We start from the raw sequence: 25,625 nt of genomic DNA, 5'->3' as shown, positions 1-25,625 counted from the left end.
CAAAGTTTGTTTCTGCACAATAGCAGTTAATTCATTAAAATAGTTGATAGAGGATCGTCTCACTTTAAAATCCTGCGGAACACTAGCTTAATACCTATTTAAAAATGTAAGCTGTCACCAAAGCTACATTCTGCCAAAATTGGCAAGCCAGCCCATAACCTTGATAATTTTATTATCGCCATACACTTATTCATAAGATTTTGATTAATACTCTTCCTACGAAAAAATAGTATCTATATTGAGGATGATTTTTATTTACCCATCAACTCTCACTAGAGAACCCTTAATTTAAATAAGTCCAATTAAAGACATTTCTGTAATCCTGAAAATAACACAGTATATTAGGGCTGTTATGCAAATAAATGAGATACTTTGCCAACCTTGTACTCAGCATGACAAAATTACATTTATGTCCGCAAATCCTGCCAAAATTTTGAGATGATCTGAGAAAATACAGAAAATCAGTATGAGTGCCAAGCAAGTTTACGGAAAGCAGCTTTATCTTCAAGGTGTTAGAGGTTAGAAGCTAATGGGGCGATTTGAGAAGCGACCAGACAACCCGCGAGTCAGAGGCGACCTATCCAGAGCAGCAGAAACAGCTTTATGGGCTGTCGTGGAGGATTTAGAAAGTCTCCAGCAAAATGTCCTCAGATCGTTACAGGAAGAAATCAAACGGCTTCAAGCCGATAAAAATCGTTTGTCTGACGAAATCCAACAGTTGCGAGAGGAAAAGGAACACTTACAACAAGTACGACAAATCACTGAACAACAAGTTTTGATTCGTCAGTTATCAGAAGCTTTAGCCAAACATATATCTTCCCAACTACAATCATCACTGACAAGTTTAGTCAGCAAATCAGTAGAAAGTAATTCCCAGCCAGCAGGGGATAACAATCAGAAAGCTGAAGAAATGCTGGGTACTTTGGATGATACCCTGACCATTACCTTTAACTCTTTACAACAAGAACTCAAAAATTATCAGAATAATCTTTCCCAACAGTTGTCTCGGATGCAGAGCCAACAGCAGCAGGGAGAAACAATTGTTGAGGATTTTATTAATCATCTGCGCGGTGAACTAGTAAAAACAACAAAAGAAATTTCACTAGCAACAGTCAAACCATCACCGCCTACTGTTTTACAACCCACGGAAGAACAGCCACCTCGTTCCTCTCAAACAAATTTACAATCAGAGGTCTTTAAAACCAGTGACATTGAGAGAACTTCCAGAACTACTTTATTTGAAAGCAACGATCCTCCCGCGTCTACAATACCATTAGCCCCGGAAACAAGTCAGCCACCAACCACTGAACAAAATTCCTTTATTAGCAACGATTTATCTGGTGATGAGATCTACTCTCCCCCAGAATCACGCGAAGCTAGGGAAGAAAATTCCTTTATTAGCAACGATTTATCCGGTGATGAGATTTATTCTCCCCCAGAATCACGCGAAGCTAGTGAACAAAATTCCTTCATTAGCCCTAATTTATCCGGTGATGAGATCTACTCTCCCCCAGAATCACGCGAAGCTAGGGAAGAAAATTCCTTTATTAGCCCTAATTTATCCGGTGATGAGAGTAAATCTTCTCCAGTACCACCCAAAAGTGAACCAATTTCCGTCATTAGCACTAATTTATCTGGCGGTGAGAGTAAATCTCCTCCAGTACCACCCAAAAGTGAACCAATTTCCGTCATTAGTAGGGAATCATCTGAACGCAAAACTAAACCCCTAAATTCTCAGCTAGCAACTGAGCCAAAAGCCAAACTAACATCATCACAATCATCTAGCTCTCAAGGGTTGTCACCTGTTCAAATCGGTTTCTTGCTGATTGTGTTGTCAACGGTGGTTTCATCGCTGTATAACATCGCCATCAAGGGGATGTTTTTTAAAGCTTATGACAATTTTGGAGTTCTAGAGATCCAGGGAATTATTTCGCCAACACTGGGAAATATACTCTTAATTTTGATGCTGCGGTTAATAGTAGTTGTGCCACTAATGTTACTTTTGGCTCCGATGATGCATTCCCAAGTGTGGGAAGATATACAAAGTATTTTCACATCATTACGTGGCAATTCTAGTCGCAATCCTAGTGCTAAGAAACAAAGTATTTTACAGTTGTCGATCGCCAGTGGTGGCTGTTTGTTTTTATCTCAAGTGCTGATCTACCTAGCCATCGGTCAGATAGAAACGGGAATGGCGATCGCATTGTTCTTTATCTACCCCATGATGACCGGTCTCCTCTCATGGTTATTTTTCCGTCATCGCCCTAGTGGATTTCACTCGGCGGCGATCGCAGCTATTTTCTGCGGTCAATTATTGGTTTTAGGCGGTTCTGCAAGCATTGGTATGGCTAATTTCTCCCTGGGAAGCAGCAGCGCCATCTTTGGAGGTGTAGCTTTTGCTTGCTACGTGATTTTAACTCGGCTCTCAGCCACCCAACTACATCCGGTATCTTGTACCTTAATTCATTTCACCACCATGCTGGTGTTGAGTTTTATCTGTTTGATGATCCCCTTACCCAGCAATTTGAGCATTGTTGTTGAACAGTCGAATTTACTAGAACTGATCTTGAGCGCTTTTATTCTAGGTGTCCTCACACTACTAGGCTATGTCCTCAACAATATTGGTTTTCGCAAATTAGGTGCGTTACGGTCAGCAATTATCGGAGCAGGTGTCCCCCTCTTAACCGTAGTTTTTGCTGGCTTGATACTTCAGGAAACCTTAGCAGCAGTACAAATTATGGGAGTATTATTCGTCAGTTTTGGGGTAGCCGCTTACAGCTTTGAGATCAAGCGCACTCAGCCTAAACCTTCTAGTTCTCAAAAGTAAATTAGTAGTGGCGCAAATAATTGACCAAGCCTGTAGATTCAGACAATCCAACGGCTATAGTCTTTTGACTTGAAATTTCAGCCATGTCTGCCTCAACGTCAGTACTACTTGACATTACATCCATCGGCGACGAAACTTAAACCGATATGGAGTAGGTAAGCCGGAAAAAACCAAACTAAATTACGAAAAGTAAACACACCGGAAATCCTTACCAATGAGCAATGACGACCCTTATTAATTAACTTTCTTTCCGCCCACTTACTTGTCTCTATCTGCATCACAGATTTCCGTACCATCCCCTCACCACCAACAAACTAATTAACTGAGAACTCGTAGTGTTACGTAAAACATCAGAGAATCTTGATAAATAGTTGCATACCAAACATTTACATGGTAAAGGTGAAAGTATTGTCAGTAGTATACTTTATACAAAATTAATAAAAAAACGGACAGAAATAGAATATCATGTTGTAAGAAAATAAAAGGTAATTTGAATCTGGAATTGTCCCCCTTATTTAAAGTGGATAATTGTTACTCCAGTCAACTGCCAATACTACCAACCAATAACCGGAAGTTGTAAGCAGAATATTCTATTACAAATTCAGGCCAAACCTAACCATATTTCTTAGGTTATTAGGTAACCTACTCCTAAATCACTCCCAACCACTACCGCAAATCTGGACACAATCAACAGTTCTTCAAAGCCTAATAAAAAGTAATTATCCCGAAAAGGTATACTTATTGTGAAAGCCAAAAGAAAGTTTTTGTATTCAGACCCCGCCGATCAAGAGTAATTATCATGTTGAAATCCCGATGACCTCGGAGTAAAACATCAGATATAACGTTGGGATTCAAGAAAATGGTACTAATTGGGTGTATACTACTTGTTTCTGTGTGAATAATAAATCTGTAAACGTGCTATTCAACTGTCTGTAATATGAGTAACGACATAGATCTGATCAAGCGTCTTAGCCCCAGTGCAATGGATCAGATCATGCTTTATCTGGCTTTTAGCGCCATGCGGACGAGTGGGCATAGGCATGGAGCATTCTTAGATGCAGCAGCAACCGCAGCTAAGTGTGCAATCTACATGACCTATCTAGAGCAAGGACAAAATCTCCGGATGACCGGTCACTTGCATCACCTAGAGCCAAAACGAGTAAAAATCATCGTAGAGGAAGTTAGACAAGCACTGACCGAAGGTAAATTGCTTAAGATGCTAGGTTCTCAAGAACCCCGTTATCTGATTCAGTTGCCTTATGTCTGGATGGAAAAATTCCCTTGGCAACCTGGAAGATCCCGTGTTCCTGGGACAAGTTTGACAAGTGAAGAAAAAAGACAAATCGAGCAGAAACTACCTAGTAATCTTCCTGATGCTCAACTGACCACTTCTTTTGAGTTTCTAGATTTAATTGAATTTCTGCACAAGCGATCGCAAGAAGTCTTGCCACCTGAGCATCGAATGCCATTGAGCGAAGCCTTAGCAGAACATATCAAGCGTCGGTTACTTTACTCCGGTACAGTCACCCGAATTGATTCTCCTTGGGGAATGCCCTTTTACGCTCTTACCCGTCCTTTTTATGCCCCAGCAGACGATCAAGAGCGGACTTATATCATGGTAGAAGATACTGCCCGGTATTTCCGGATGATGAAAAATTGGGCAGAAAGGCGACCAAATACCATGCGCGCCTTAGAGGAACTTGATATCCCAGCAGAAAAATGGGAGCAAGCGATGGAAGAACTAGATGAAATAGTTCGCGCTTGGGCTGACAGATATCACCAAAGCGGTGGTATTCCCATGATTTTGCAAATGGTGTTTGGGAGAAAAGAAGACTGATAGTTAAGGTGTTATAACATTAACACCTTGTATTCAGCAAAGCTAAAAGTGAATACTATAAAATCAAGCACTTTGCATCTAAGGAATCACAGATAGAAATATTCCATTATTTGAGGCGCGGAGGAAAAACCAGCAACAAAAACAACAAGTTCTCTGGAGTGTGTAACTACTAAAATTAATTTCCGGCGAATCCCTGAAAAATCTGGGCTTTGACTTCTACCCCACGATACTAGGGAACATATCCAGATAAAATCTAATATTTGGTTAATTGAACATCAAGAGATTAAAAAAAACCGCTCAATCTCCTGCTGATAAAACAAGGTATTTATTTACCTTGCTTCGGCTGATATAGTAGCATTTGCATTTTGTCATTAGACAACTATATATCTTGGTTTAGCAGCTGAGGTTAAGTAAACGTTAAGCACGCCAAATCTATAATTTTCTGCCTAAAAGCAGCTTTTTTTGATAGACAAAAAATTAGGCGGGCTGTAGAGCCAGCCTAGAGAAAATTGATTAATGGACAACCCTTATATTTTATTTCCTACCTGGATCTCCAAGAATTGGAGTCACCTCAAAAGACGGACTAAATTGCGTAAACACTTTATCTTGCGGTACAGATGCAGGAGAAAAGCCACTCACACGGTCACGGGCATCGATACAAGTATCCATAGCCTGGGTAGGTGTAATATTAATCTCACTACCTAAACCCACTACACACTGAGCAAAACGCTCAGGCAACAAACTACGGCCACAATAATTCAAAACACTTGTGTGAACAGCTGCTGGAATATTCTTGTTGATCCCAACTACACAAGTCGATAAATCTTTAGGTCGCCGAGCTTGCTGACAAGAAGAAAGAGCATTTACCGCACTAATTTCAGTTTGCTGACTAATTTTTACCACACAAGTAGATAACTCTCTCGGACGCAATGCTTTCGCACATCCTTGTGATACCGCTTGTTCAGTTATGTCTAAATTCAATAGTTGCGCGGTACAGACTCGGTAATCATTAGCGTAAGAGGCAGTCACAGCCATACTTGGAGCCACCATCGCTAACCATCCAGCCATAGTCAAAACTGGTGTTGTCAGCCGCACAGTTTTACTCTTAAATATTTTCACAGCTAAACTGCCTTGTTGCTTCCCTACTTTACTCAAGTTTTTTTTGCTCATCGCCTTTCTCCAAACACCCAAGGTTATGCTAACTCAACTGTACGGTAACTCTTCTAGAAACCAGGAAATTTAGCTAAATCCAGCAGAAACCTCACCCTTGACATTGCTGATTATAAACTTGATAGGTGATATTTGATCACAGAGAATATGTTTATCACGGTTCCTGGAATAGTCATAAATCTTATTTTCTATTCAGAACCTGATAAATGGCCTGGTGCAGCCATAGAACATCGTAATTTATAAGTATAAGTTGAGGCTGAACAAATGAAATTTGGCATTGATATCGGGCATAATTCCCCTCCAGACATAGGCGGTGTGGGCATCAAATTTGAGGATGCTTTAAACATAGATGTAGGTAACAGAGTTATCTCCAAGTTACGGGCTTTAGGACATGAAGTCATACCATGTCAGCCAGAAAGTTCTACTTCTGTAACTGATTCACTATTTCAAAGAATCAATACAGCGAATACTAACAAAGTGGATATTTTTGTCTCCATACATTTTAACTCTTTGAATGGTCAAGCTAATGGTACAGAAGTATTTGCAGCCAGTGATGCTGGGAGAAAAATTGCTCAACTAGTATTAAATGAAATTGTCAGCTTAGGATTTTTTAATCGTGGAGTTAAAAGTGGTTCTCATTTGTATGTGCTGAGAAATACTAGAATGCCTGCGATTCACTTGGAATGCTGCTTCATCGATTCACCGCGAGATATGAATATCTTTGAACCGGAAGCAATGGCTAATGCGATTGTTAAAGGCTTGACCAGTCAAGTCCCTAGCACTCCTGTTAATCCCGTCCCAGATGAAGAGTTGAACACAGATACGACAGTCATTAGACTGCAAAAGTCCTTCAATAAATTAAAAATCAACGATATTAATCGAAAGTCTTTAGTAGAAGATAACCTGATAGGGGCGGCTACAAGGTCTGCAACCGTACATTTTCAGAATATTGTGGGACTAGCACCAACTGGAATTGCAGACACAAATACCTGGGATGCAATTAATCTGATTTTAGCTAAACGTATACTCAGACCTAACCATGCTGGTGGTACAGTTGTGAGATACATACAATACCGTGTAGGTACTAGTGTTGATGGTATATGTGGTCCCCTGACCGGAACAGTTATTAGGGCATATCAAAGGGCTAATGATTTACTGGCTGATGGTATTGTCGGTCCGATGACTTGGCAAAAATTAATTAGTTAGTTGGACTAGTCATTTCACGGCTGAAAGCCCCTAAATTTCGTCGGGGCTAGCCGTTGAGGAATTTATTAGCCGGAAAAGGTGTTTTGTTGCGCCAGACGAATATTGTGGGTTTTCTGACTGGCTTAGGTTCGGCAGAAAATATCCGTGTTGTGCAGATTCCTCAAAGTACTGTTTATGTATTATCTCTTGAGTCTCCAATTAGCTTATTTACTCGTCGCTACAATTGGGCTGGGGGTTGAGTATTGTTAAATGAAAATTGTGTCGGTGTTCAGGTTGGAAATAGAGTTCTTGCACAGGTTGCCATTGCTGCCACAATTGATAACGATTTTCTTTTAGTAAGGTCGCTAGTGTGGGCAAATTAGTATCAATTTCTGACTTGAATACATCCGCAAGCCATTCACTCATAACTACACTATCTTGGATATTTCCTAAGATGTCTTGAATGTTTTTCATTTCCGTAATATAAGCGGCATAATATTCACTATATAATTCACTGAATAACTCCATTTGATAACGGACACGTTTCGCTTGTTTTCTTAAGTTATGAATGATTTCTCCTTGGTTTTTCAATTCTGTTTCTAGGTTTTCTGGTTCCCAGTCTGGGCAAATTTTTACTTCTGAATCTGTAATATTAGTACCTACTAGCCAACCAGGGTGTAGTAAAAAACTACTGACTTCAGGTAAGAGTAAATTTGGGATGACTTGTTGAATTGAGAGAGATGCTAAAGGATGATAGATGGGTTTTTCTAACCAATCTACTAATGCTTTTTTGAGAGCTTTATAAGTTTCACTTTGTAATGTTGTCTGGGTCTGAGACAATGCTTTTATACGTTGTTTATCTAAAGTATTGAAAGCTGTTTGCAGAAGTTTTTGTTCTGTGGGTGGTAAATGTGGTTGATAATCGGTTTCTAAGGTGTCTTTGAGTACATCTATGTCTCTAAGTTTACCAAGTTTACGAGCGATTTTAGCAATTTTTTTCTGACTGGCTGACTGGGGTAAATTCAGTAATAAATCAAATCTACTGATCGCAGTGCGGAGGCGACGCATACCGACACGCATTTGATGTAATGCTTCTGGGTGTTCATCTTTCTTGACTGCTTTTTCCCACTTTAAGGTTTTTTTGACGTGTTGTTCAATTGCGTGATAAGCATATTTATTGAGAGTTTTTATCATAATTTTTTACCAATGTCATACTGAAAAAGTAAATGTGAGTTTATCGAATTTATACTAGCATTAGTCAAAAAAACTGATGCTTTAGGGATGTTTACTATTGAATAATATTTGTATCGAGGATAAATAAAGGGTATCACTCCTCATGGCAAAAATGTTATGATATGTTATATATATGCACCCTGATGATCTGGAGAGTTACAAATTTGGCTCTCCAGATTTTTTGTTGGACTGATATAGCAATGGCCAAGGATCTAATAAATAAAGGTGCGCTGCTGTCCTGGAAGTCTCAGGTTTTTAAGTATCAGCAGCAAGTGAGGGAAAGTCAGCTACCAGAGCAGGTGAGTTTATTTGACTTTCCTCATCTACTGAAGTACAAGAACCCCACCCCCAACCCCCTCCCCGCAAGCGAGGAGAGGGCTATGATATACCTCATGTGATTAAGAAAGGCTATATTTGACCTTCCACCAAAGCGTTATGACCCAGATAGGATTGATTTGTGGCCGTCGCTCTCGTTCTGGAGGATGTCTACTGATAGCCCAGGTGATGCGTGTTTCTATTTTATGACTCGGCTGCTGATTTGATTTTCTACGTGGGGGAAACTGGCCGCAGTAACAAGCGTTGGAATATCACAACTCTTTCTACGTTAATGTAAGCTACAGAATTTTCGAGCCGATGATACCAATAAATACAGCAAGACCTAGCGCTCTGCGAAAATAATTAACGCCTTGAAATAATTCCATCCACGCCCAAGTAAATAAGGAACCATTTGCTAGGACATCTAATACTGTATTAATTTTGCCACTTGTAAAAACCAGTGTAAGTAAACTAGCTACTATCCACAGAATAAGCGGTGGGTTTGGCATCTGAGCTAAAACAATTTCGCCATTGCGATCGCGGAAGGTTTTATCGACTAATGTATTTTCCATCATTTTTAATTGCAATTCTTTAATATATTGAAACATTCAGGTGAATCTCTTTTCCAGCACCTAATTACTGAGATTAGAGCCATAAATTATATTCATATATGAGTATATTCAACTGAATAGACCAATATATCTATTATGGTATGAATGCAATTGAAATCTCCTCACCTTTTTCTTCTATCTTTAGATAGAGGATTACCTAAACAGGTAGATTTATCCTTAGCTTATTTCTGATTTTTTTGGTTGAGTCCCCTCGTAACGGTGACATAAGCCCAAATACCTTGCTGTTTTTTAAGTAAAACATGATCTATCGCATAATTTCCTCTAAGAATCTAATCATCGTGGTTTAGGTACGCCCAAAGCAGCGCGAATTTCCAAGTCTATTTTGTCGGTAGGCAAATAAGCAACGTGCAGAATAGATTCCCAATTCCCGTATTGATAATTAGTTGGTTTGCATTGACTAAATATTTTTTTCATAAAGCTTAAATCTGAGGCTGAAATAGGAATTTTTACGTCACTACCACCAGACATTTCTCCTATAATTTTGCCATCTACCTTGACATCTAATGCGCCAACTAGCTCACAGATTTCGGTAGTCATAATATTAAAACAATATCCTGAATTGCATTGGTTTAAATTTTCAAATATTTGTTTGAGTTGACCTTTTACTTGTGCTACAGACTGTATGGAATCTACTAACTTTTGTCCTTCTGTTTGTTGACCTAACACTTGCTTTGGTAAACTTAAAAACAATACTGTGCTAATTGCTAAGGCTGTCATCTGTAATAATACGGTTTTCATTGTTTTACCTTTTACTAATGTGAATGTGGTTTGGTAATTTCCTTTCAGAATACGCGATGGCGAAACTCCGTGCCGAAGGCGATCGCCTAACTGCGGTTTCTCATTTGGTGCGATCGCCAACTCATCCCCTAAGAATCCCGGATTAAGTCAATGCGATCGCTCTTTGCTGGTCTAATGGTGGGGTCACGTCCCAGGAGTAAATGAAAGTCGGTGAGTTGGTTCATGGCAGCTTCTAATCTTACCCATGCCTCAATACGGAAGAAGCCAGTAGCGATGTCAAGGGTAAGCTGTCTTTCATCCTTAATGATTGTTTTAAGGACGGCTTGTAGGATGTGGGTTCGGTTGTCTATGTAGTCTGGTAGGGGCATTAATATATTTTTTGTGTAATTGTTAATTTTTTAACTAAGCAGATTTGTTAGGTACACTATTCACCCATTTTAATAAGTGCAAATACTCTGGAGATTCTTTATATTAATGCAAGTAAGGGAAAGATTACAGCTGATTGAAAATAAGGAGTTTCCACAGTAGGCGATCGCCTTTATACAATTCCAGAGAAGAAAAAAGGATAAATTAGCTATTCCCTGGCTTAATTTCAACTAATCGCCCAGCAAGCATGACACGGAGAATAAAAAGTGCAAATTACTAAGCGCAATATCGAGTTAAGAGTAGATGATAGTTTAATGCGCGTTTATGTAGCGGCTCCCAAAGCACCCGGAGTTTACCCAGGTATTATATTTTATAGTGATATTTATCAGTTAGGTAGCCCCATCATTCGTCTAGCTAACTACTTAGCAGGATACGGTTATGTGGTAGCAGCGCCAGAAATTTTTCATCGCATAGAGCCAGTTGGTTCGGTAATTGAGCCTGATGATTTGGGGCGGATGCGGGGTAATGATGATGCTCGGCGCACGAAAATCATTGATTATGATGCGGATTGCCTTGCAGTCATGGAATTCCTCAAAAAAGAAAGTGCAGTTTCTCCTGAGAAAATAGGCACTCTCGGCTTTTGTATTGGTGGACATTTAGCTTTCCGAGCCGCCTTTCAAAATGAAATTAAAGCTGCTGTCTGCTGCTACCCTACGGGGATTCCTAGTGGAAAGTTGGGTCAAGGAATAGCTGATACTATCCATCGCGTGAGAGAAATCAACGGCGAGATGCTATTGGTCTTCGGTACTCAAGATCCTCATATCCCAGAGCATGACCGTCAAACTTTAATTAAAGCTCTAGAGAATGCTAATGTCCCTCACCAAGTTTTCTTGTATGAAGCCGAACATACTTTTATGCGAGACGACGGTTATCGCTACGATTCAGCTGCGACTACTTCTGCTTGGTCTGAAATTGTCACTTTTTTAGACCGCATATTTGCAAACTGAAAAACGGCGTTGCTGAATTGAGATATGAATTAGTGTCACGCATCAGCGAAGCGAAGCACGAAGTGCGTTAGGCGCAAAGCCGCAAAGGTAGGAAGAAAATAAAGGTGATTTTGGCATTTCATACTTTGATTCAGCAACGCGGAAAAAATACTAGGGGTATTTTATGCGATCGCCGCCACAAATTCTGAGAGTTAGCCTGAATATCTTGCAAGTAAACCCGTTTACTGAGGAAATAAGATAATGAGTCAAGACTTGGTATAATCGCCAGTCAAGCAGCTAACAGTTGTGGGGAAAAGAAAAATGGCAGATTGGCAAGAGATTAGTGGTGGTGTGACAGCGCCAAGAGGCTATCAGGCGGCGGGAATTACGGCTGGGTTGAAGCCTTCGGGATTACCTGATTTAGCTTTGATATGCTCAGATGTAGAGGCGATCGCAGCTGGTGTATTTACCACTAGCCAAGTAAAAGCCGCCTGTGTAGATTATTGTCGTCAACGGTTGCAAGCGAAACATAGCGCCCGTGCAATTCTCTGTAATGCTGGTCAAGCTAACGCCTCTACAGGAATCCAAGGTGTGCATGATGCTGAAGAAAGCGCCGAAATATTAGCGCGGGAATTAAAGATTTCCCCGGAATCAATTTTGCTCGCTTCCACTGGCGTAATTGGTCAACGGATGAGGATGGATGCCTTACGCAGTGGGATTCCCCAGGTAGTAGCGGCACTTTCCCCGACGGGTTCAGATGCAGCATCCGGGGCAATTATTACTACAGACTTAGTGACCAAATCCATTGCTTTAGAAACAACTATAGGCGATCGCCCCGTCCGCATTGGTGGAATTGCTAAAGGTTCCGGGATGATTCATCCCAATATGGCGACTATGTTGGCATTTGTCACCTGTGATGCGGCGGTTTCATCTCAGTTATGGCAACAAATGTTAACTAGGGCTGCTGATCAAAGTTTTAATGCTATTACCGTAGATGGTGATACCAGCACTAACGACAGCTTAATCGCCTTGGCTAATGGTCAATCTCGCACCCCAGCAATTACCGAAATGGGTCCAGAAGCCGAGAAATTAGAGGCCATGTTAACAGCAGTATGTCAGCATTTGGCTAAGGCGATCGCCCGTGACGGTGAAGGTGCAACCTGCTTAATTGAAGTACAAGTCACTGGCGCTTATGACCAAGTTTCCGCCCGTCAAATCGCTAAAACCATTGCCGGGTCATCTCTAGTTAAATCTGCCATTTTTGGACGCGACCCCAACTGGGGACGTATCGCCGCCGCCGCAGGGCGTGCAGGTGTAAACTTTGAACAGGACAACCTGCAAATAAAATTAGGCAATTTCTTATTATTAGAAAATGGTCAACCAGTACCATTTGATCGTGCAGCAGCCAGTGCATATTTAAAACAAACTGCGGCTGATTCTTCTTTACCTCAAATCAACAAGACCACTGCGCCAGGTCAACGAGTCGATAATCCTGTGATTATTGCCGTTAATGTTGGTAATGGTCATGGTTCTGGTAAAGCCTGGGGTTGTGATTTGAGTTATGACTATGTGAAAATTAACGCGGAATATACTACTTAAAGAATATCGAACCACAGAGGCGCAGAGAACACAGAGAAAATATCAAGTTAGGGAATATCTGTAGTTGGTAAAGTTGGTGCTGGGAAGACGAATTTAGCAGGTCAAATTTCCCAGCATCTTTCCATTTTAATTACGAATTACGAATTACGAATTACGAACTATTCATTCATATTCCGATAGGTTGCAACTGCGGAAGGTGATATACGGTTTAAATAACGGAAAATCCAATATTTAAAGATAGTATCTAAAATCACGGGAAAGGTGGCAATAAATAAGAAGATAAAATCTCTATTAGCTGGTAAACCCCAATGACGTGATATACCTTCTAAAACTACTTCCCAGCCGTGTGGAGAGTGAAAACCAACAAATACATCAGTAAACAAAATAATTATAAATGCCTTAGCGCTGTCACTCAGACCATAGATAACATGATCAATAAAGTCTTTTAGCACTGCAATAGAAGATTTGCTAATCATCAATAAATAAACAAAGGCAAAAACTGAGAAAATATCGGAAAAAACATTTTTCAGAGCATTAACACTTTGACGACGAAATTGTTCAGCAATTTCACGAGCTTTATCCTCTATCTGGATTTCCATCTCTTCCGCAGATAGTTGTGGAGCGCTACCAATTAGATTTTTAAATTTAATTTTTTCCTCAAATCTATGCAGTTCTGATAATGCTTCCTCTTCCATTTCAAAGTTGAGAAAGATTTCGGTTGTTTCAGGCTTTCTAAGATGGTTGATTACCGGACCGACTATTAATACCTTTGATATTTGATGCGTTAACAACGGTACTATAATTAATAGTAAAATAAATCTAATAGATATTATCGTTCTTTTTTGGGTCTGACGAAAGTTCTGAACAACATCTTCTTCAGCATTAGGATCTAATTCTACTTGCAGACGACCAATAGTACTTAAAAGTGACCTGGGTATTATCCCTATTGTATCAGCTTTACCGCGCTGTTTTTTCTTTGGTTCTTGGTTTTTATTTAATATTTTTTGTGGTGATGTTTCAGAGGTAGGTGCATCAACTTTCACAATTTGGGCTTGATTTCCTACAGTGGGGAAAATTATCTCTGTTTCCAAGTTATTATATTTAGATATAACTTGATCAATGAAATTTAATTTCTCTAAAATTAAGGCAGAAGTAGGATATTCTATTCCTGTTTTCTGAGATGCTTTTTGATGAGATTCATTAGAAAATAAACGACTGGCTCGAAATTCTGTGAGTCGCATCTGGACAATTTTTAATTGTCGCTTTAACTCTGATTCAAAATAATCCATTACACTGTTGCTGTACATGGATGAGTTGATATCTATTTTATTACCATTGAAATGCTCTTCTTCTATTGATTTAATCTCTAATGCGGCTTTATAAGCTAAATCTAATGACCGTTCTGGGGTGAGTAAGTACCATCTATAAGTAGATAATAAAAAAGGGTAAATTTTTTGGCTGAAAATCGGTATTCTCATTGTCAGTAACTATTTAAAATTGATTGGTGATGATGAAAATTAAGTTAACGCAGGAAGTATATTACCAAATCGACAAGGGGAGGATTTGTGATTTCTCATTCTATTTGGATTGTTGGCTCTAGTCGTAGCGGTAAAACGACTCGTTTGATAGAAAATTTTGGTGATTGGTTGCAAAGTGACAATCATATTGTTGAATCATTTTATACTAAAAATCTAGAGAAGCCAAAGGGTGAGGGGATACAAATAGTCTCTCATCTCCAAAAAACAGCGCCGGGAGTTTTAGTTTTAGCTGCCAATAGTGAAAATCGCCGGGAATTGGCTGATAAAATTGTGACAGCAACTGAAGGCAAATATCCAGTTCGGACCAAGACGGTGCTGGGTTTTTTTCAAGATGAAGTTATTTTATTTTGGCCTTTATTGGTCAATTCGTTAAATCTCAAGGCACAATTTCCCCTAAGATTGCGGCCGGAAACTGAACAGGAATTAGCAACGAAACTATGGCATTCTCGATTAGATACAGCCAGTTTTCGCCGTGGGGGAGTGAATGAGTCTCGTTTGGTACGTCGCATTCTGGATGTGTTGCAATTGGCTGTTTACAGTGGTACACGCTGTGAGGATATCGCCCAGATTTTGGCTACAGGCTGGGAAGAAAATAGCATAGATTTAGAGCCGGAGTTTGTGGCATCTTTGTTACTAGAGTGGCGGGAGTGGTGTTTAGAAAGGGGGTTGCTTACTTATGGGATTATTACTGAAATTTATACTCAGAAGTTATTAAGCGATCGCCATTATCAACAGCAGTTAATCCAACGCTATCAAGCCGTACTTGCAGATGATGTTGATGATTATCCAGCCGTAGCACGTCAGCTATTTGATTTTCTCTTAGATCAAGGTGCAGTGGGGGCTTTCAGCTATAACCCTGATGGTGCAGTGCGTCTAGGTTTGGGAGCCGATCCTCAATATATGGAGGGTTTAGCAGAGCGTTGTCAAATTGAGACATTAACAACATCACCCTCACCAGGTCTAGCAGAGCAACTTTTCACGCCTATGGTGGAGTTAGTTACAGAATCAATGATGTTGTCGAGTTTACCAGACTCAGTACAGTTAATTCAAACCACCTCCCGCGCCCAATTATTACGGGAAACAGCAGAGGAAATTAGTCAAGCCGTCACATCAGGACAAGTACAACCAGAAGATATAGTAATTATTGCACCGGGTTTAGATGCGATCGCCCGTTACACCTTAATAGAAATTCTCCATAAGCAAAACATCCCCGTCGAATCACTCCAAGACCAAACCCCCTTAATTAGTTCCCCAGTAATTCGAGCATTACTCACCATGCTCACACTAGTCTATCCCGGCTTAGGTCGCCTCGTAGATCGAGAAGCCGTAGCAGAGATGTTAGTTATCTTTAGTAGAAATCCCCACTCCCCAACTTGCACTGAGCGTAGCCGAAGTGTCCCCACTCCCATCGACCCAGTACGCGCCGGATTAATCGCAGACTACTGTTTTATACCTCATCCCCACCATCCCCACTTACTACCAGTTTCAGCATTCCAGCGCTGGGATCGCATCGGTCATGCAGCCAGCACAGCTTATGGTCAAATTTTACAGTGGTTAGAAAAACAGCGCACTCCAGCAGCAGAGAAATTAATTCCCAGTCCAACTTCATTGTTATATCAGGCAATTCAGGACTTTTGTTGTCAAAATTCCCATCTTCCCTACGACCAAATGGCAGTATTGCGAGAATTACTGGAAACCGCCCAGCATTATTGGGAAATTGACACTCGTTTACAACAAACCTCCCCACACACAGCAACAGAACTTAGTACAACAGTAGGCGAATTTATCCAATTATTGCGACGGGGGACAATCACCGCCAACCCTTACCCCTTGCGTCCCATCAGCACAGATAGAAAAGCCATCACCCTAGCAACTATTTTTCAATATCGCGCTAGTAGAAGATTTCACCCTTGGCATTTCTGGTTAGATGCTGGTTCCCCTCTCTGGGCGAAAGGTGGTGCAGCCACATTATTTGCAGCCCCCTTATTCTTACGAGACAGACTAGGGGAACCTTGGACAGCAGCAGATGAAAATTTACTAGAAGAAGCCAGACTAAAGCGGATTTTGGCAGATTTACTCGCTCGTGTCGGTGAAAAAGTGTATTTATGTCACAGCGACTTAGCCGTAAATGGTCAAGAACAATTAGGTAGACTATTACCTTTAGTACATACCTTTGTCTAGAAACAGAGGCGCAGTCCCCAGCTATAAATCAATTATTTTCAGAACACCCCAATCTGTACTAGATTCTTTAGAATATTAAGTAACGTAAACAAATTTAAGAGAAATCAGAGTTAAAACCTATGGGACTATTTGGATTTGGTAAAAAGCTGGCTATCCCCACTCCTGAAGAAGCCTTACCAGGAAGAGCAAAATCAATGCCAGTACCTAACGAACACCACGTCAATCAAAATCCTTTAAAAGCGCCTTTTCCCGCAGGAATGGAGACAGCAGTATTTGGCTTAGGCTGCTTTTGGGGAGCAGAACGCAAATTTTGGCAACTTCCAGGAGTATACACAACTGCCGTCGGTTATGCGGCGGGTTTTACTCCCAACCCCACTTATGAAGAAGTATGTAGTGGCATGACTGGTCATAATGAAGTTGTTTTGGTAGTCTTTGACCCCAAAGTAATTAGTTACTCTCAAATACTCAAAGTTTTTTGGGAAAGCCATAACCCCACCCAAGGAATGCGCCAAGGTAACGATGCGGGTACGCAATACCGTTCAGGAATTTATGTTTATTCCCCAGAACAAAAGCAACTAGCAGAAGCATCACGAGACGCTTATCAGGAACCTCTGAGTAAAGCAGGTTATGGCAAAATTACCACAGAAATTTTAGATGCGCCGGAATTTTACTACGCAGAAGCCTATCATCAACAATATCTCGCTAAAAACCCCAATGGTTATTGTGGCTTAGGCGGAACAAAAGTGGCTTGTCCCATCGGTGTTGTAGAATCTCAAGTGACTAATTGAGTAATTGATAATTCGTAATTCGTAATTCGTAGTTGCAGCCAGTAGAAGCTTGTATTGTATATTTGGGTTGGGCTTGTACACCCTTAATTACGAATTACGAACTAGTCATTATTTACTCAAGTGGAAGCTTGTATCCCATACTTGAGTATGGTTTGTACATTCTTAATTACGAATTTGGACTTACGCAAGAACTCTCTCAAACCCTCTTTACTTCGTGTCCTTTGTGTCCTTTGTGGTTCGTTTTTTCATAATTTTGCGTAAGTCCTACGAATTACGAATTACGAATTATTTACTCAAACCACCTTGATAACCAGTTACAATTCTGCTACCATCCTTGAGAATATGAATTTCTATTTGGTCGCTAGCCCAAGTCATTTGGTTTGCTAAATCTGGGTTAAAAACATTAACTCCTTGATTGCTAGAAGAAACCAAAGAGGTGGGAGAATTAATTGCTAAAGACTCCACAAAAGGTCCATCAATTAAGATGTCGAGTTCTGCTAATAATGCCGCCGCATCTGGAGGAGCAGATTCAGACTGTAGTTGCTGGAGGGTGAACCCAGTAAAAGACATGACATTTAATCCCGCAGCTTTGAGCTTGCGAGCCAGTGCAGCTAGGGCTGTGGCTTGCCAAAAGGGTTCTCCACCAGAAAAGGTGACACCTGTATTTTGAGGTTTGCTGAGGATATTTTCAGCCAAAGTATCAACTGAAATTAGTTGATTAATCTCAAATGACCAGGACTCAGGATTAAAGCAACCAGCGCATTCACGGGGACAACCTTGTAACCAGACAACAGCGCGACAACCAGGGCCATTAACTTCTGACTCATCCACGTAACCCATGATGTTCAAATATCCGGGAGGAATTTCTGTAAGTGGTGATGATGGTTCTGTTGGCTGAGTTTCCATCTGTTTCCTCTGTTTGCATAGTAAATCAATTGTCACTAGATGCTGCTGGATGCGCTGCTATTGATTTGACTGAATATAATAAGATTCTCAGAATAATTGAACGCAGATGAAGACGGATAAAAAGGGATAAATTACAAGATTTTTTTAACAAGGCATTAAGGAAGTTGTTCTTCCTAATACTGCTAAATCTTCTGCATCTAATTCTACAGGAATCCCACTGCGAATTAATTCCGAAAAGTCTTCGTTGGGAACCATGATAGTTAAAGTGTATAGGCGAGTGTTACCTGTATTTTTAATTAAATGAGTACCAGTTGGTGGTACTAATAAACTATCCCCGGCTTTAATTTGAACACTCTTACCATCACACATAGCTATGGCTTCCCCTTTGAGGACGAAAAACATTTCCACCGCCCATTGATGTCGATTTGGTGGTGTTTGTCCACCGACATCAAAAATTTCGATGCAGCAAGTTAAAGAAGTATTAGCATTTATGGAGTCAAATATAATCGCTAGACGATTAGAATCATCTGGACCGATGCGATATGTTTGATACTCTTTGGGAGATTTGATAATCGGAATTACACATCTCGTCGCGTCCATTTATTCCTCCCTTGAAAATTAATTACTGTAAATAGTCTCTAATTAACATAGGACTTACGCAAGAACTCTCTTAAACCCTCTTCACTTCGTGTCCTTTGTGTCCTTTGTGGTTCGTTTTTTCATAATTTTGCGTAAGTCCTATAACACTCATCTAATTTCTTCCTTTGTGTACTTTGCGTACTTTGCGGTTAATTACTCATGACTAAATCTCGGTACAGAAAATATAGCAACAGCCAAGGAGGTTAGGACAGAAATAGATAATGAAACCCTTACAATTAAAGAGTTTCCTGTTCCCTGTTCCCTGTTATTAATATGAATTAACCACCGATAGAAGAGAATAAACGGAGATTTAAAAAAAAAACTACGAAACGGTATGCTCAGGAAGCACTTTTAAAATCTCTTGTGAGTCAGTGACAAAACCGAAACATTGCTTAACGTTGTATAGTGTGGCTTGCCAACAATAGTCGGGAGATGTGGTAGCTGTGCAGTCTTTGACTAAAATGCAGTCGTATCCTAAGAAATTGGCATCACATAAGGTAGTCATGACACATTGATCAGCATTCACACCTCCAAATAATATTGTGGTTGTTCCTAAGTTCCGCAAAATACTGTCTAAAGGCGTATCCCAAAACCCACTCATGCGGTATTTATCTACATAGATATCTTCTGGTAGCTGTTGCAGTTCATCTACCACCGCCGCCGCCCAACTACCCGCCATGAGGACTTTAGCACCGTTGCTGGGCAAAGGATCGCCTAATCCTACGCCTTCTCCTGTGGGGTTGTAGACGTGGAGTACAGCCGCACTAATATTTAATAGGTCGGGACGATTTCCCCAGTTAAGCCAAATTACTGGTACGCTGAGTCGCCGCAGTTCTGGGAGTAATTTATTTAACGGTGCGATGGGTTGACTTGCTGGTGTGACATCTACGCCGATATGTGCTAACCAACCATCGGGATGACAAAAATCGTTTTGCATATCAATGATGATGATGGCGGTTTTGGCTAGGTCGAGGCGCAGAGTTTTGGTTTCTGTGGGTAGAGTAATGGTTTGCGGGGTTTTTGGTGGACGGGTGATATCTGCGATCGCCTGATTCACATTCCACGCATTTGCTGCAATTCCTAATCTCCGTAATGGTGGATTCATAAATGACAATATCTAATACAGTTCTTAAATTTGTAACTTGAATTTATCCTGTGACTTCGATTACTTAATTAAGGTTAAATAAATTTAATTTTACTCCCTCGATGGCTGGGGATTGTAAAATCTGCAAAAAACGCTACATTTCTTCTGGATATTATTATTAAAGCTAAAGTTAAAGAATAGTTGTATTACTCAGTTTGAGGTTGGTCGTGAATTTCACTATTAAAAATGTTTTGATTGCCACCGATGACGATTATACTACCGTGGATGTGCAGGTGGTAGATGGTAAAATAGCGACGATCGCCCCGGATTTAGATGTCATTGGCGCTGCTGTTGATGGTCGCAATAATTTATTACTACCTGGTTTCGTGAACGCCCACACCCACTCATCAGAAATGTGGCAACGGGGTGTGATGTCAATGTTACCTTTAGAATTATGGTTAGCGGAATTATATGATTTTGCGCCTCTAGATTTAGAAAAAGTTTATCTCAGTGCTTTGGGAACAGCTGTAGAAACTTTACTTTCCGGTGGGACTAGTGTTGTCGATCATTTAGTGTTAATTCCGGGACAAGAATTAGAAACCATCGCCACTGCGGTACGTGCTTATCAAGAAGTGGGGATTCGAGCGTTTATTGCGCCGCTAATTCAAGATGAACCCCTGATAGCCAGTATACCTGCGGGAAACTCAGTCCCAAATAATGAGACTTATTTTCGCTCCACTGGGGCTACATTGGAGATGATTGCAGAAGCGGTGAAACAATATCATCGTCCTGAAGAGGGTGTGAGTGTTTTAGTTGCACCCACGGGGATACAATTGTGTAGTGATGCGTTATTTTTAGGATGTATTGAATTAAGCGATCGCCACAATCTTTGTCGTCACTCCCATTTACTAGAAACCAAAGCCCAAGAAAAACTCGCCCAGGAAAAGTATGGTTGTACTGCTGTTGAACATCTACAACGTATTGGATATTTAGGCGATCGCACATCCTTAGCGCATTGTGTCTGGTTAAATGAAACTGATATCAAAATTCTTGCCCAAACTCAAAGTACAGTCGTCCATAACCCCTTGAGTAACCTCCGTTTAGGCAGTGGTATCGCCCCAATTTTAAAATATATTCAAGCAGGAGTAAACGTCACATTTGGTTGTGATGGCGCTTCCAGCAACGATTCCCAAGACCTACTAGAAGCCATCAAAATTGGTTCCATCCTACACAACATTACCGACTCAGAATATCAAAACTGGATCACACCGAGAAAATCCCTAGAAATGGCATCATTGGGAGGTGCAAAAGGGCTAAATATCGCCGACCAAATCGGTTCCCTCAGCGTAGGTAAACAAGCCGACTTAGTAATGTATGATTTAACCAAACTCTCATTACTACCCCGCACAGATCCCATAGGCTTATTAGTATTAGGTCGTCCCGTAAACGTCGTTGATAGTGCTTGGGTAAACGGGAAAGGAATTATCAGTAGCGGTCAGATTAATACCATTAACATCGATAATTTAAAACAAGAACTATTTAACCGTAGCCAGTGGGAAAACAAACGCAAATCTCCAGGTGTCGCCCAAATAGAAACTCATTATCGCCAAATCATGGATTTATAAAAAAGACAGAAAACACCTCCATTTACCTTTAGAATATACCTAACGCCTCACATACCCCAAACGCCAATATTTTTCTTCTCGTAACTGATTTAACTTCCCTTGAGCAATTAATTTCAAAGCAATACGAGTATTTAATAAACCCTTGAGAATTAAGTGAGGCTGATCAACATCAGATGAAACTATTTTCGTATCCTGAAATTGTCCGCAGTAAGTGGGAGTTCCAGGAATTGAAACAGTGAATAAAGCATCACTGCTGTATCCAGTGGGAATAGCAAATATACCGTAAACATTATGTGGACCACGCCAAGGTGCTACTACCAACTTTTGAGGATGAGTATAGTATTTTTGAGCTTGTGGTGGATAAAATCCCGATTTCTCACACTGGACAATCGGCTTTCGTTCTGAGAGATAAGTAGAAATATCCGCAAATCCCAGAACGCTGAATAAACTCAGTAATAATAACAAAATGAAAAGTCTGATTTTTCGCACTGTTCAAATAGATAAGTTGCAGAAAAAAATTAACTCATACTTCTATCCTACACAGACAAGAATATGAGGATAAAAATTGTTTGAATTTGGACAATATCACAGACGCGATCGCATTTTAGTTGCTAAATTAACAAAGAATATCAGTATAAAATCAAGCTAGTTAAAATCCATCATGGTATCTACACCGATTCGTTTCCCAGATATACAGAATCATTGGGCTAGGCCATTCATTGAAGCGTTAACAGAACGTAGCATTTTAAATGGTTATCCGAATGGGACTTTTCGACCAGATAACTCAGTGACTCGCGCTGAATTTGCCGCTATACTAACCGCAGTATTTGCATCATCCCGGATTCCTAAACGCCAATATGTTCCGTTTATTGATGTCCCTGATAATCACTGGGCTATAAGTGGGATTATAAAAAGTTACGAAGCCGGATTTTTTAGCGGGTATCCCGATGGAAGCTTTCGCCCCAATGACAGAATTTTCCGCAGTGATGTTTTAGTAGCGATTGTCAATGGCTTGGAAATGGCGGCTAATATCCAACCGGATTTACTGGATAGATTACCCCAAATTTATCAAGATGCAGCCAATATTCCTGGGTATGCGAGAAATCAAGTAGCGATCGCTACTGCAAAAAACTTAGTAGCTAGTTATCCCAGCACCAAAATACTTAACCCCAGAGTAGCTGCAACCCGTGCAGATGTGGTAGTCATGGTCTATCAGGCGATGGTGTATTTACGGTCGAGAGATAAAATCTCCTCTAACTATATCGTAGTTCCGCCAAATGTTGTCCCTACCCCTCCCATAGAGAACATTTACCATGAACGAGAGTTTCGCGGTGCTTGGGTAACAACAGTATGGAACGGTGATTGGCCTTCCCAAGCTGGACTTTCCACAGCACAACAGAAAGCAGAATTTATCGAAATTGTTACCCGACTACAAGCCCTGAATTTTAACGCCCTGATTTTGCAAGTGCGACCAGAGGGTGATGCTTTATATGCTTCCCAGTTTGAACCTTGGAGTGCTTGGTTGACCGGAACTCAAGGTATAGCACCAAATCCATATTATGATCCTTTAGAGTTTGCGATCGCCGAATGTCACAAACGCAATATAGAACTTCATGCTTGGTTCAACCCCTACCGCGCCAAAAGTAGCCTCACAGCTAGACCTAACACCAGTTCTCACATCGCTGTTACCAACCCCGAAGTAGTTTACCAATGGGGTAATCAACTATGGATGGACCCAGGCAGTAAAATCATCCAAGATAGACTCTACAACGTCATTATCGATGTTGTGCGCCGCTATGATATAGACGCAGTTCATCTAGATGATTATTTTTATCCCTATCCCATCCAGGGTCAAACCTTCCCCGACGACCAAACCTATGCAGCATCTCAAGCAAATGGTGGTCAAATCAGCTTAGGTGACTGGCGACGGAACAATGTGACTCAAATGGTAGTACGTATATCCGAAGGAATTAAAGCCACAAAGCCCCACGTTAAATTTGGTATTAGTCCCTTTGGGATTTACCGACCCGGACAACCACCAGGAATCAATGGCTTAGATGCTTATAATCAGTTGTATGCTGATGCCAAAAGATGGTTACAAGGAGGTATGGTAGATTATTTAGCCCCCCAACTGTATTGGCGCATCGACCAAGCTGCACAAAGTTATCCCGTATTGCTGAAATGGTGGACAGAAATTAATACTAACCAGCGACATATATATGTAGGCAACAATATTAGTCTCCTCGATGGCAAAGCTTGGAAAAATGAAGAAATTCAGCAACAAGTCGCCATTACGCGCAACCTAACCACTAATAGGGTGCGATTATCACAGGGTAATATCTTCTACAGCATGAGTTCCATAACTCAAAATCGTCAGGGAATTGCAGACAGTTTCCGAAATTCTCTTTATTCTACCCCCGCCCTAGTACCAACCATGTCATGGCAGAATGGAACAGCACTCACACCACCCCAAAAACTACAAGTTAACAATCGCCGTCTCAGTTGGGAACCTGGGATTAATCAGCCTGTTCGGTCTTGGACACTTTATCGAGAGTATGGTGACTATTGGACAATCCAGCGCATATTATCGGCTGGAACAACCTTCGCCACAGTTTCAGAAGCTGGAAACTATGGAGTGTGTGCAGTTGATAGGTTAGGGAATGAGAGTGTTGGTGTAGTAATTAGAGTGCTTTAACATTTCAACCCGTCCCCTGAACATTCAAATAAATGTAAACCCAAGCGCCGGGAGAGTTCCTCACACACCTTAACTCCCCGGACACTATTACCACGCACATCTAACAAAGGCGAAAAAACTCCAATCCCCATTTTGTGAGGTACAACCGCCATAATTCCGCCACAAACACCACTTTTAGCCGGAAACCCAACCTTGTAAGCCCATTCCCCAGCAAAGTTATACATCCCGCAGGTGTTTATCACGCTGAGAATATCTTTAATGTAACTACTATCTAGGGCTTGTTCGCTTGTAATCGGGTTAATTCCTTTATTAGCAAGGGTAGCCGCCATCACAGCTAAATCTTGGCAATTCACCATCACAGAACACTGCTGAAAGTAAAGATCCAAAACTTCTTCAATATTTGGGTCAATCATGCCAAAATTCAGCATCAGATGTGCAATGGCGCGGTTGCGATGTCCCGTACTCCGTTCAGATGTAAACACAGAGATATCAACTAGTGCATCCCGTCCGGTGTATTTGCGAAACATTTCCAGCACTCGGTTTAAGCGTTCTGTGGGACCATTACCTTTAATTAAACTGGTAGTAGCGATCGCACCTGCATTTACCATAGGGTTATAAGGTCGCTTCGACTGTTCATCCAGAATAATCGCGTTAAATGCATCTCCTGTAGGTTCAACCCCAACCCTAGTCAACACATAATCCCGTCCATGATCTTCTAAAGCCAACCCATAAGCAAACACTTTAGAAATTGACTGAATCGTAAATTGTTGTTGATAATCCCCTACTTGGTAAATTTGTCCATCCACAGTCACAATACAAATGCTGAATAACTCCGGATTCACCTTCGCCAGTTCTGGAATATAGTTTGCTAGTGTTCCCTCTTTCAATGACTTGTATTCAGAATACAAATCCTTAAGAACAGCTAAAAATGGCGGTGAGACAATTTCTAAATCTTCTAGATTTCCTTGATTTGCCATAAAGTTGATAGTTTACTCTCAATAATCATATTTAAGTCAATATAGCAAGCGAAAATATATGTAACTTTTGTTACTTGCTTTTTTCTTTACTCATGCCAATAAAGCTTTTTTAATTATCTCATCATTGATTTTAATTTATAAAAAAATAATTTTTAGTTACCAAAGCAAGTGCAAATCATAAGTATAATTGTTTAGTGTAAAAGACAACTAAAATACTTTTGTAGCTTAATATTTAAGTTTATTTACGTATGCTCAATCCGGTGATATAACTGACAGCTAAAAAATATTTACCAGCCTATTGAAC

At 40.6% G+C, this 25,625-nt stretch carries 22 protein-coding genes; 10 read left to right on the top strand and 12 right to left on the bottom strand.

All coding sequences use genetic code 11. The features are described from left to right. Positions 1-529 precede the first annotated feature (529 nt). Positions 530-2,827 carry an EamA family transporter gene (locus tag VB620_RS00540; RefSeq protein ID WP_323194170.1) on the top strand — a complete coding sequence of 766 codons (2,298 nt, stop codon included), beginning with the start codon at positions 530-532 and terminating at the stop codon, positions 2,825-2,827. Between the two features lie 104 nt (positions 2,828-2,931). Here VB620_RS00540 and VB620_RS00535 read toward each other — a convergent pair whose 3' ends face one another. After that, positions 2,932-3,123: a hypothetical protein gene (locus tag VB620_RS00535; RefSeq protein ID WP_323194169.1), complete on the bottom strand. Its 192-nt coding sequence runs from the start codon at positions 3,121-3,123 to the stop codon at positions 2,932-2,934. A 641-nt stretch (positions 3,124-3,764) separates the two neighbouring features. Here VB620_RS00535 and hetR point away from each other — a divergent pair. Beyond that, positions 3,765-4,664, top strand: coding sequence for a heterocyst differentiation master regulator HetR (hetR, locus tag VB620_RS00530; protein ID WP_323194168.1), 900 nt, complete (start codon positions 3,765-3,767; stop codon positions 4,662-4,664). Positions 4,665-5,198: 534 nt separating this feature from the next. Here hetR and VB620_RS00525 read toward each other — a convergent pair. Then, positions 5,199-5,834: a hypothetical protein gene (locus tag VB620_RS00525; RefSeq protein WP_323194167.1), complete on the bottom strand. Its 636-nt coding sequence runs from the start codon at positions 5,832-5,834 to the stop codon at positions 5,199-5,201. A 264-nt stretch (positions 5,835-6,098) separates the two neighbouring features. On the opposite strand from VB620_RS00525, the gene VB620_RS00520 reads away from it, so the two are divergent. Together VB620_RS00520 and VB620_RS00515 are read left to right on the top strand one after the other, a co-directional pair. Then, positions 6,099-7,040 (top strand): N-acetylmuramoyl-L-alanine amidase, encoded by a 942-nt coding sequence (locus VB620_RS00520; protein WP_323194166.1) that lies wholly within the window; start codon positions 6,099-6,101, stop codon positions 7,038-7,040. Positions 7,041-7,093: 53 nt separating this feature from the next. Beyond that, positions 7,094-7,279: a hypothetical protein gene (locus VB620_RS00515; protein ID WP_323194165.1), complete on the top strand. Its 186-nt coding sequence runs from the start codon at positions 7,094-7,096 to the stop codon at positions 7,277-7,279. Here VB620_RS00515 and VB620_RS00510 read toward each other — a convergent pair. From VB620_RS00510 to VB620_RS00495, 4 genes are all read right to left on the bottom strand, one after another. After that, complete coding sequence (locus VB620_RS00510) at positions 7,248-8,213, bottom strand: CHAD domain-containing protein (protein WP_323194164.1); 966 nt, start codon at positions 8,211-8,213, stop codon at positions 7,248-7,250. The two genes, VB620_RS00515 and VB620_RS00510, sit on opposite strands and share 32 nt — an antisense overlap. Positions 8,214-8,866: 653 nt before the next feature. Then, positions 8,867-9,139 carry a hypothetical protein gene (locus tag VB620_RS00505; RefSeq protein ID WP_323194380.1) on the bottom strand — a complete coding sequence of 91 codons (273 nt, stop codon included), beginning with the start codon at positions 9,137-9,139 and terminating at the stop codon, positions 8,867-8,869. A 333-nt stretch (positions 9,140-9,472) separates the two neighbouring features. Next, positions 9,473-9,937, bottom strand: a complete 465-nt coding sequence (locus tag VB620_RS00500) for a hypothetical protein (RefSeq protein ID WP_323194163.1) — start codon at positions 9,935-9,937, stop codon at positions 9,473-9,475. 128 nt (positions 9,938-10,065) lie between these two features. Then, positions 10,066-10,305, bottom strand: a complete 240-nt coding sequence (locus VB620_RS00495; RefSeq protein WP_323194162.1) for a phospholipase D-like domain-containing protein — start codon at positions 10,303-10,305, stop codon at positions 10,066-10,068. 264 nt (positions 10,306-10,569) lie between these two features. Here VB620_RS00495 and VB620_RS00490 point away from each other — a divergent pair, with 264 nt between their 5' ends. Both VB620_RS00490 and argJ read left to right on the top strand, forming a co-directional pair. After that, a complete protein-coding gene (locus VB620_RS00490; protein ID WP_323194161.1) occupies positions 10,570-11,310 on the top strand; it encodes a dienelactone hydrolase family protein in 741 nt (246 codons plus the stop codon). A gap of 300 nt (positions 11,311-11,610) precedes the next feature. After that, positions 11,611-12,888 carry a bifunctional ornithine acetyltransferase/N-acetylglutamate synthase gene (gene argJ, locus VB620_RS00485; RefSeq protein ID WP_323194160.1) on the top strand — a complete coding sequence of 426 codons (1,278 nt, stop codon included), beginning with the start codon at positions 11,611-11,613 and terminating at the stop codon, positions 12,886-12,888. A 158-nt stretch (positions 12,889-13,046) separates the two neighbouring features. Here the strand turns inward: argJ and VB620_RS00480 are convergent, their stop codons facing one another. Beyond that, positions 13,047-14,366, bottom strand: a complete 1,320-nt coding sequence (locus tag VB620_RS00480; protein ID WP_323194159.1) for a proton extrusion protein PcxA — start codon at positions 14,364-14,366, stop codon at positions 13,047-13,049. 87 nt (positions 14,367-14,453) lie between these two features. Here VB620_RS00480 and VB620_RS00475 point away from each other — a divergent pair, with 87 nt between their 5' ends. Together VB620_RS00475 and msrA are read left to right on the top strand one after the other, a co-directional pair. Beyond that, a complete protein-coding gene (locus VB620_RS00475; RefSeq protein WP_323194158.1) occupies positions 14,454-16,607 on the top strand; it encodes a recombinase family protein in 2,154 nt (717 codons plus the stop codon). A 119-nt stretch (positions 16,608-16,726) separates the two neighbouring features. Further along, on the top strand, positions 16,727-17,395 hold the full coding sequence (msrA, locus tag VB620_RS00470) for a peptide-methionine (S)-S-oxide reductase MsrA (protein ID WP_323194157.1): 669 nt from the start codon (positions 16,727-16,729) through the stop codon (positions 17,393-17,395). 285 nt (positions 17,396-17,680) lie between these two features. On the opposite strand, the gene VB620_RS00465 is transcribed toward msrA, so the two are convergent. The 3 genes from VB620_RS00465 to VB620_RS00455 all read right to left on the bottom strand — a co-directional run bounded on the left by VB620_RS00465 (position 17,681) and on the right by VB620_RS00455 (position 20,045). Further along, the gene (locus tag VB620_RS00465; RefSeq protein WP_323194156.1) at positions 17,681-18,301 is read right to left on the bottom strand and encodes a 4Fe-4S single cluster domain-containing protein; all 621 of its coding nucleotides are present in this window, start codon (positions 18,299-18,301) and stop codon (positions 17,681-17,683) included. Between the two features lie 144 nt (positions 18,302-18,445). After that, positions 18,446-18,901 (bottom strand): cupin domain-containing protein, encoded by a 456-nt coding sequence (locus VB620_RS00460; protein ID WP_323194155.1) that lies wholly within the window; start codon positions 18,899-18,901, stop codon positions 18,446-18,448. A 361-nt stretch (positions 18,902-19,262) separates the two neighbouring features. Then, entirely contained in the window at positions 19,263-20,045 is a 783-nt protein-coding gene (locus VB620_RS00455; protein ID WP_323194154.1) for a cysteine hydrolase family protein, read from the bottom strand. Between the two features lie 206 nt (positions 20,046-20,251). On the opposite strand from VB620_RS00455, the gene VB620_RS00450 reads away from it, so the two are divergent. Then, entirely contained in the window at positions 20,252-21,649 is a 1,398-nt protein-coding gene (locus VB620_RS00450) for an amidohydrolase (protein ID WP_323194153.1), read from the top strand. A gap of 39 nt (positions 21,650-21,688) precedes the next feature. Here VB620_RS00450 and VB620_RS00445 read toward each other — a convergent pair whose 3' ends face one another. Beyond that, positions 21,689-22,138 (bottom strand): hypothetical protein, encoded by a 450-nt coding sequence (locus VB620_RS00445; protein WP_323194152.1) that lies wholly within the window; start codon positions 22,136-22,138, stop codon positions 21,689-21,691. A gap of 172 nt (positions 22,139-22,310) precedes the next feature. Between VB620_RS00445 and VB620_RS00440 the strand changes: the two genes are divergently transcribed. Continuing rightward, positions 22,311-24,344, top strand: a complete 2,034-nt coding sequence (locus VB620_RS00440; RefSeq protein WP_323194151.1) for a glycoside hydrolase family 10 protein — start codon at positions 22,311-22,313, stop codon at positions 24,342-24,344. On the opposite strand, the gene glsA is transcribed toward VB620_RS00440, so the two are convergent. Beyond that, positions 24,341-25,321, bottom strand: coding sequence for a glutaminase A (gene glsA / locus VB620_RS00435; RefSeq protein ID WP_323194150.1), 981 nt, complete (start codon positions 25,319-25,321; stop codon positions 24,341-24,343). The genes VB620_RS00440 and glsA overlap by 4 nt on opposite strands. Positions 25,322-25,625 lie beyond the last annotated feature (304 nt).

Source organism: Nodularia harveyana UHCC-0300, from assembly GCF_034931085.1.
In the GTDB taxonomy this organism is placed as follows: Bacteria; Cyanobacteriota; Cyanobacteriia; order Cyanobacteriales; family Nostocaceae; genus Nodularia; species Nodularia harveyana.
This window is presented reverse-complemented; position numbering and strand designations above follow the sequence as displayed.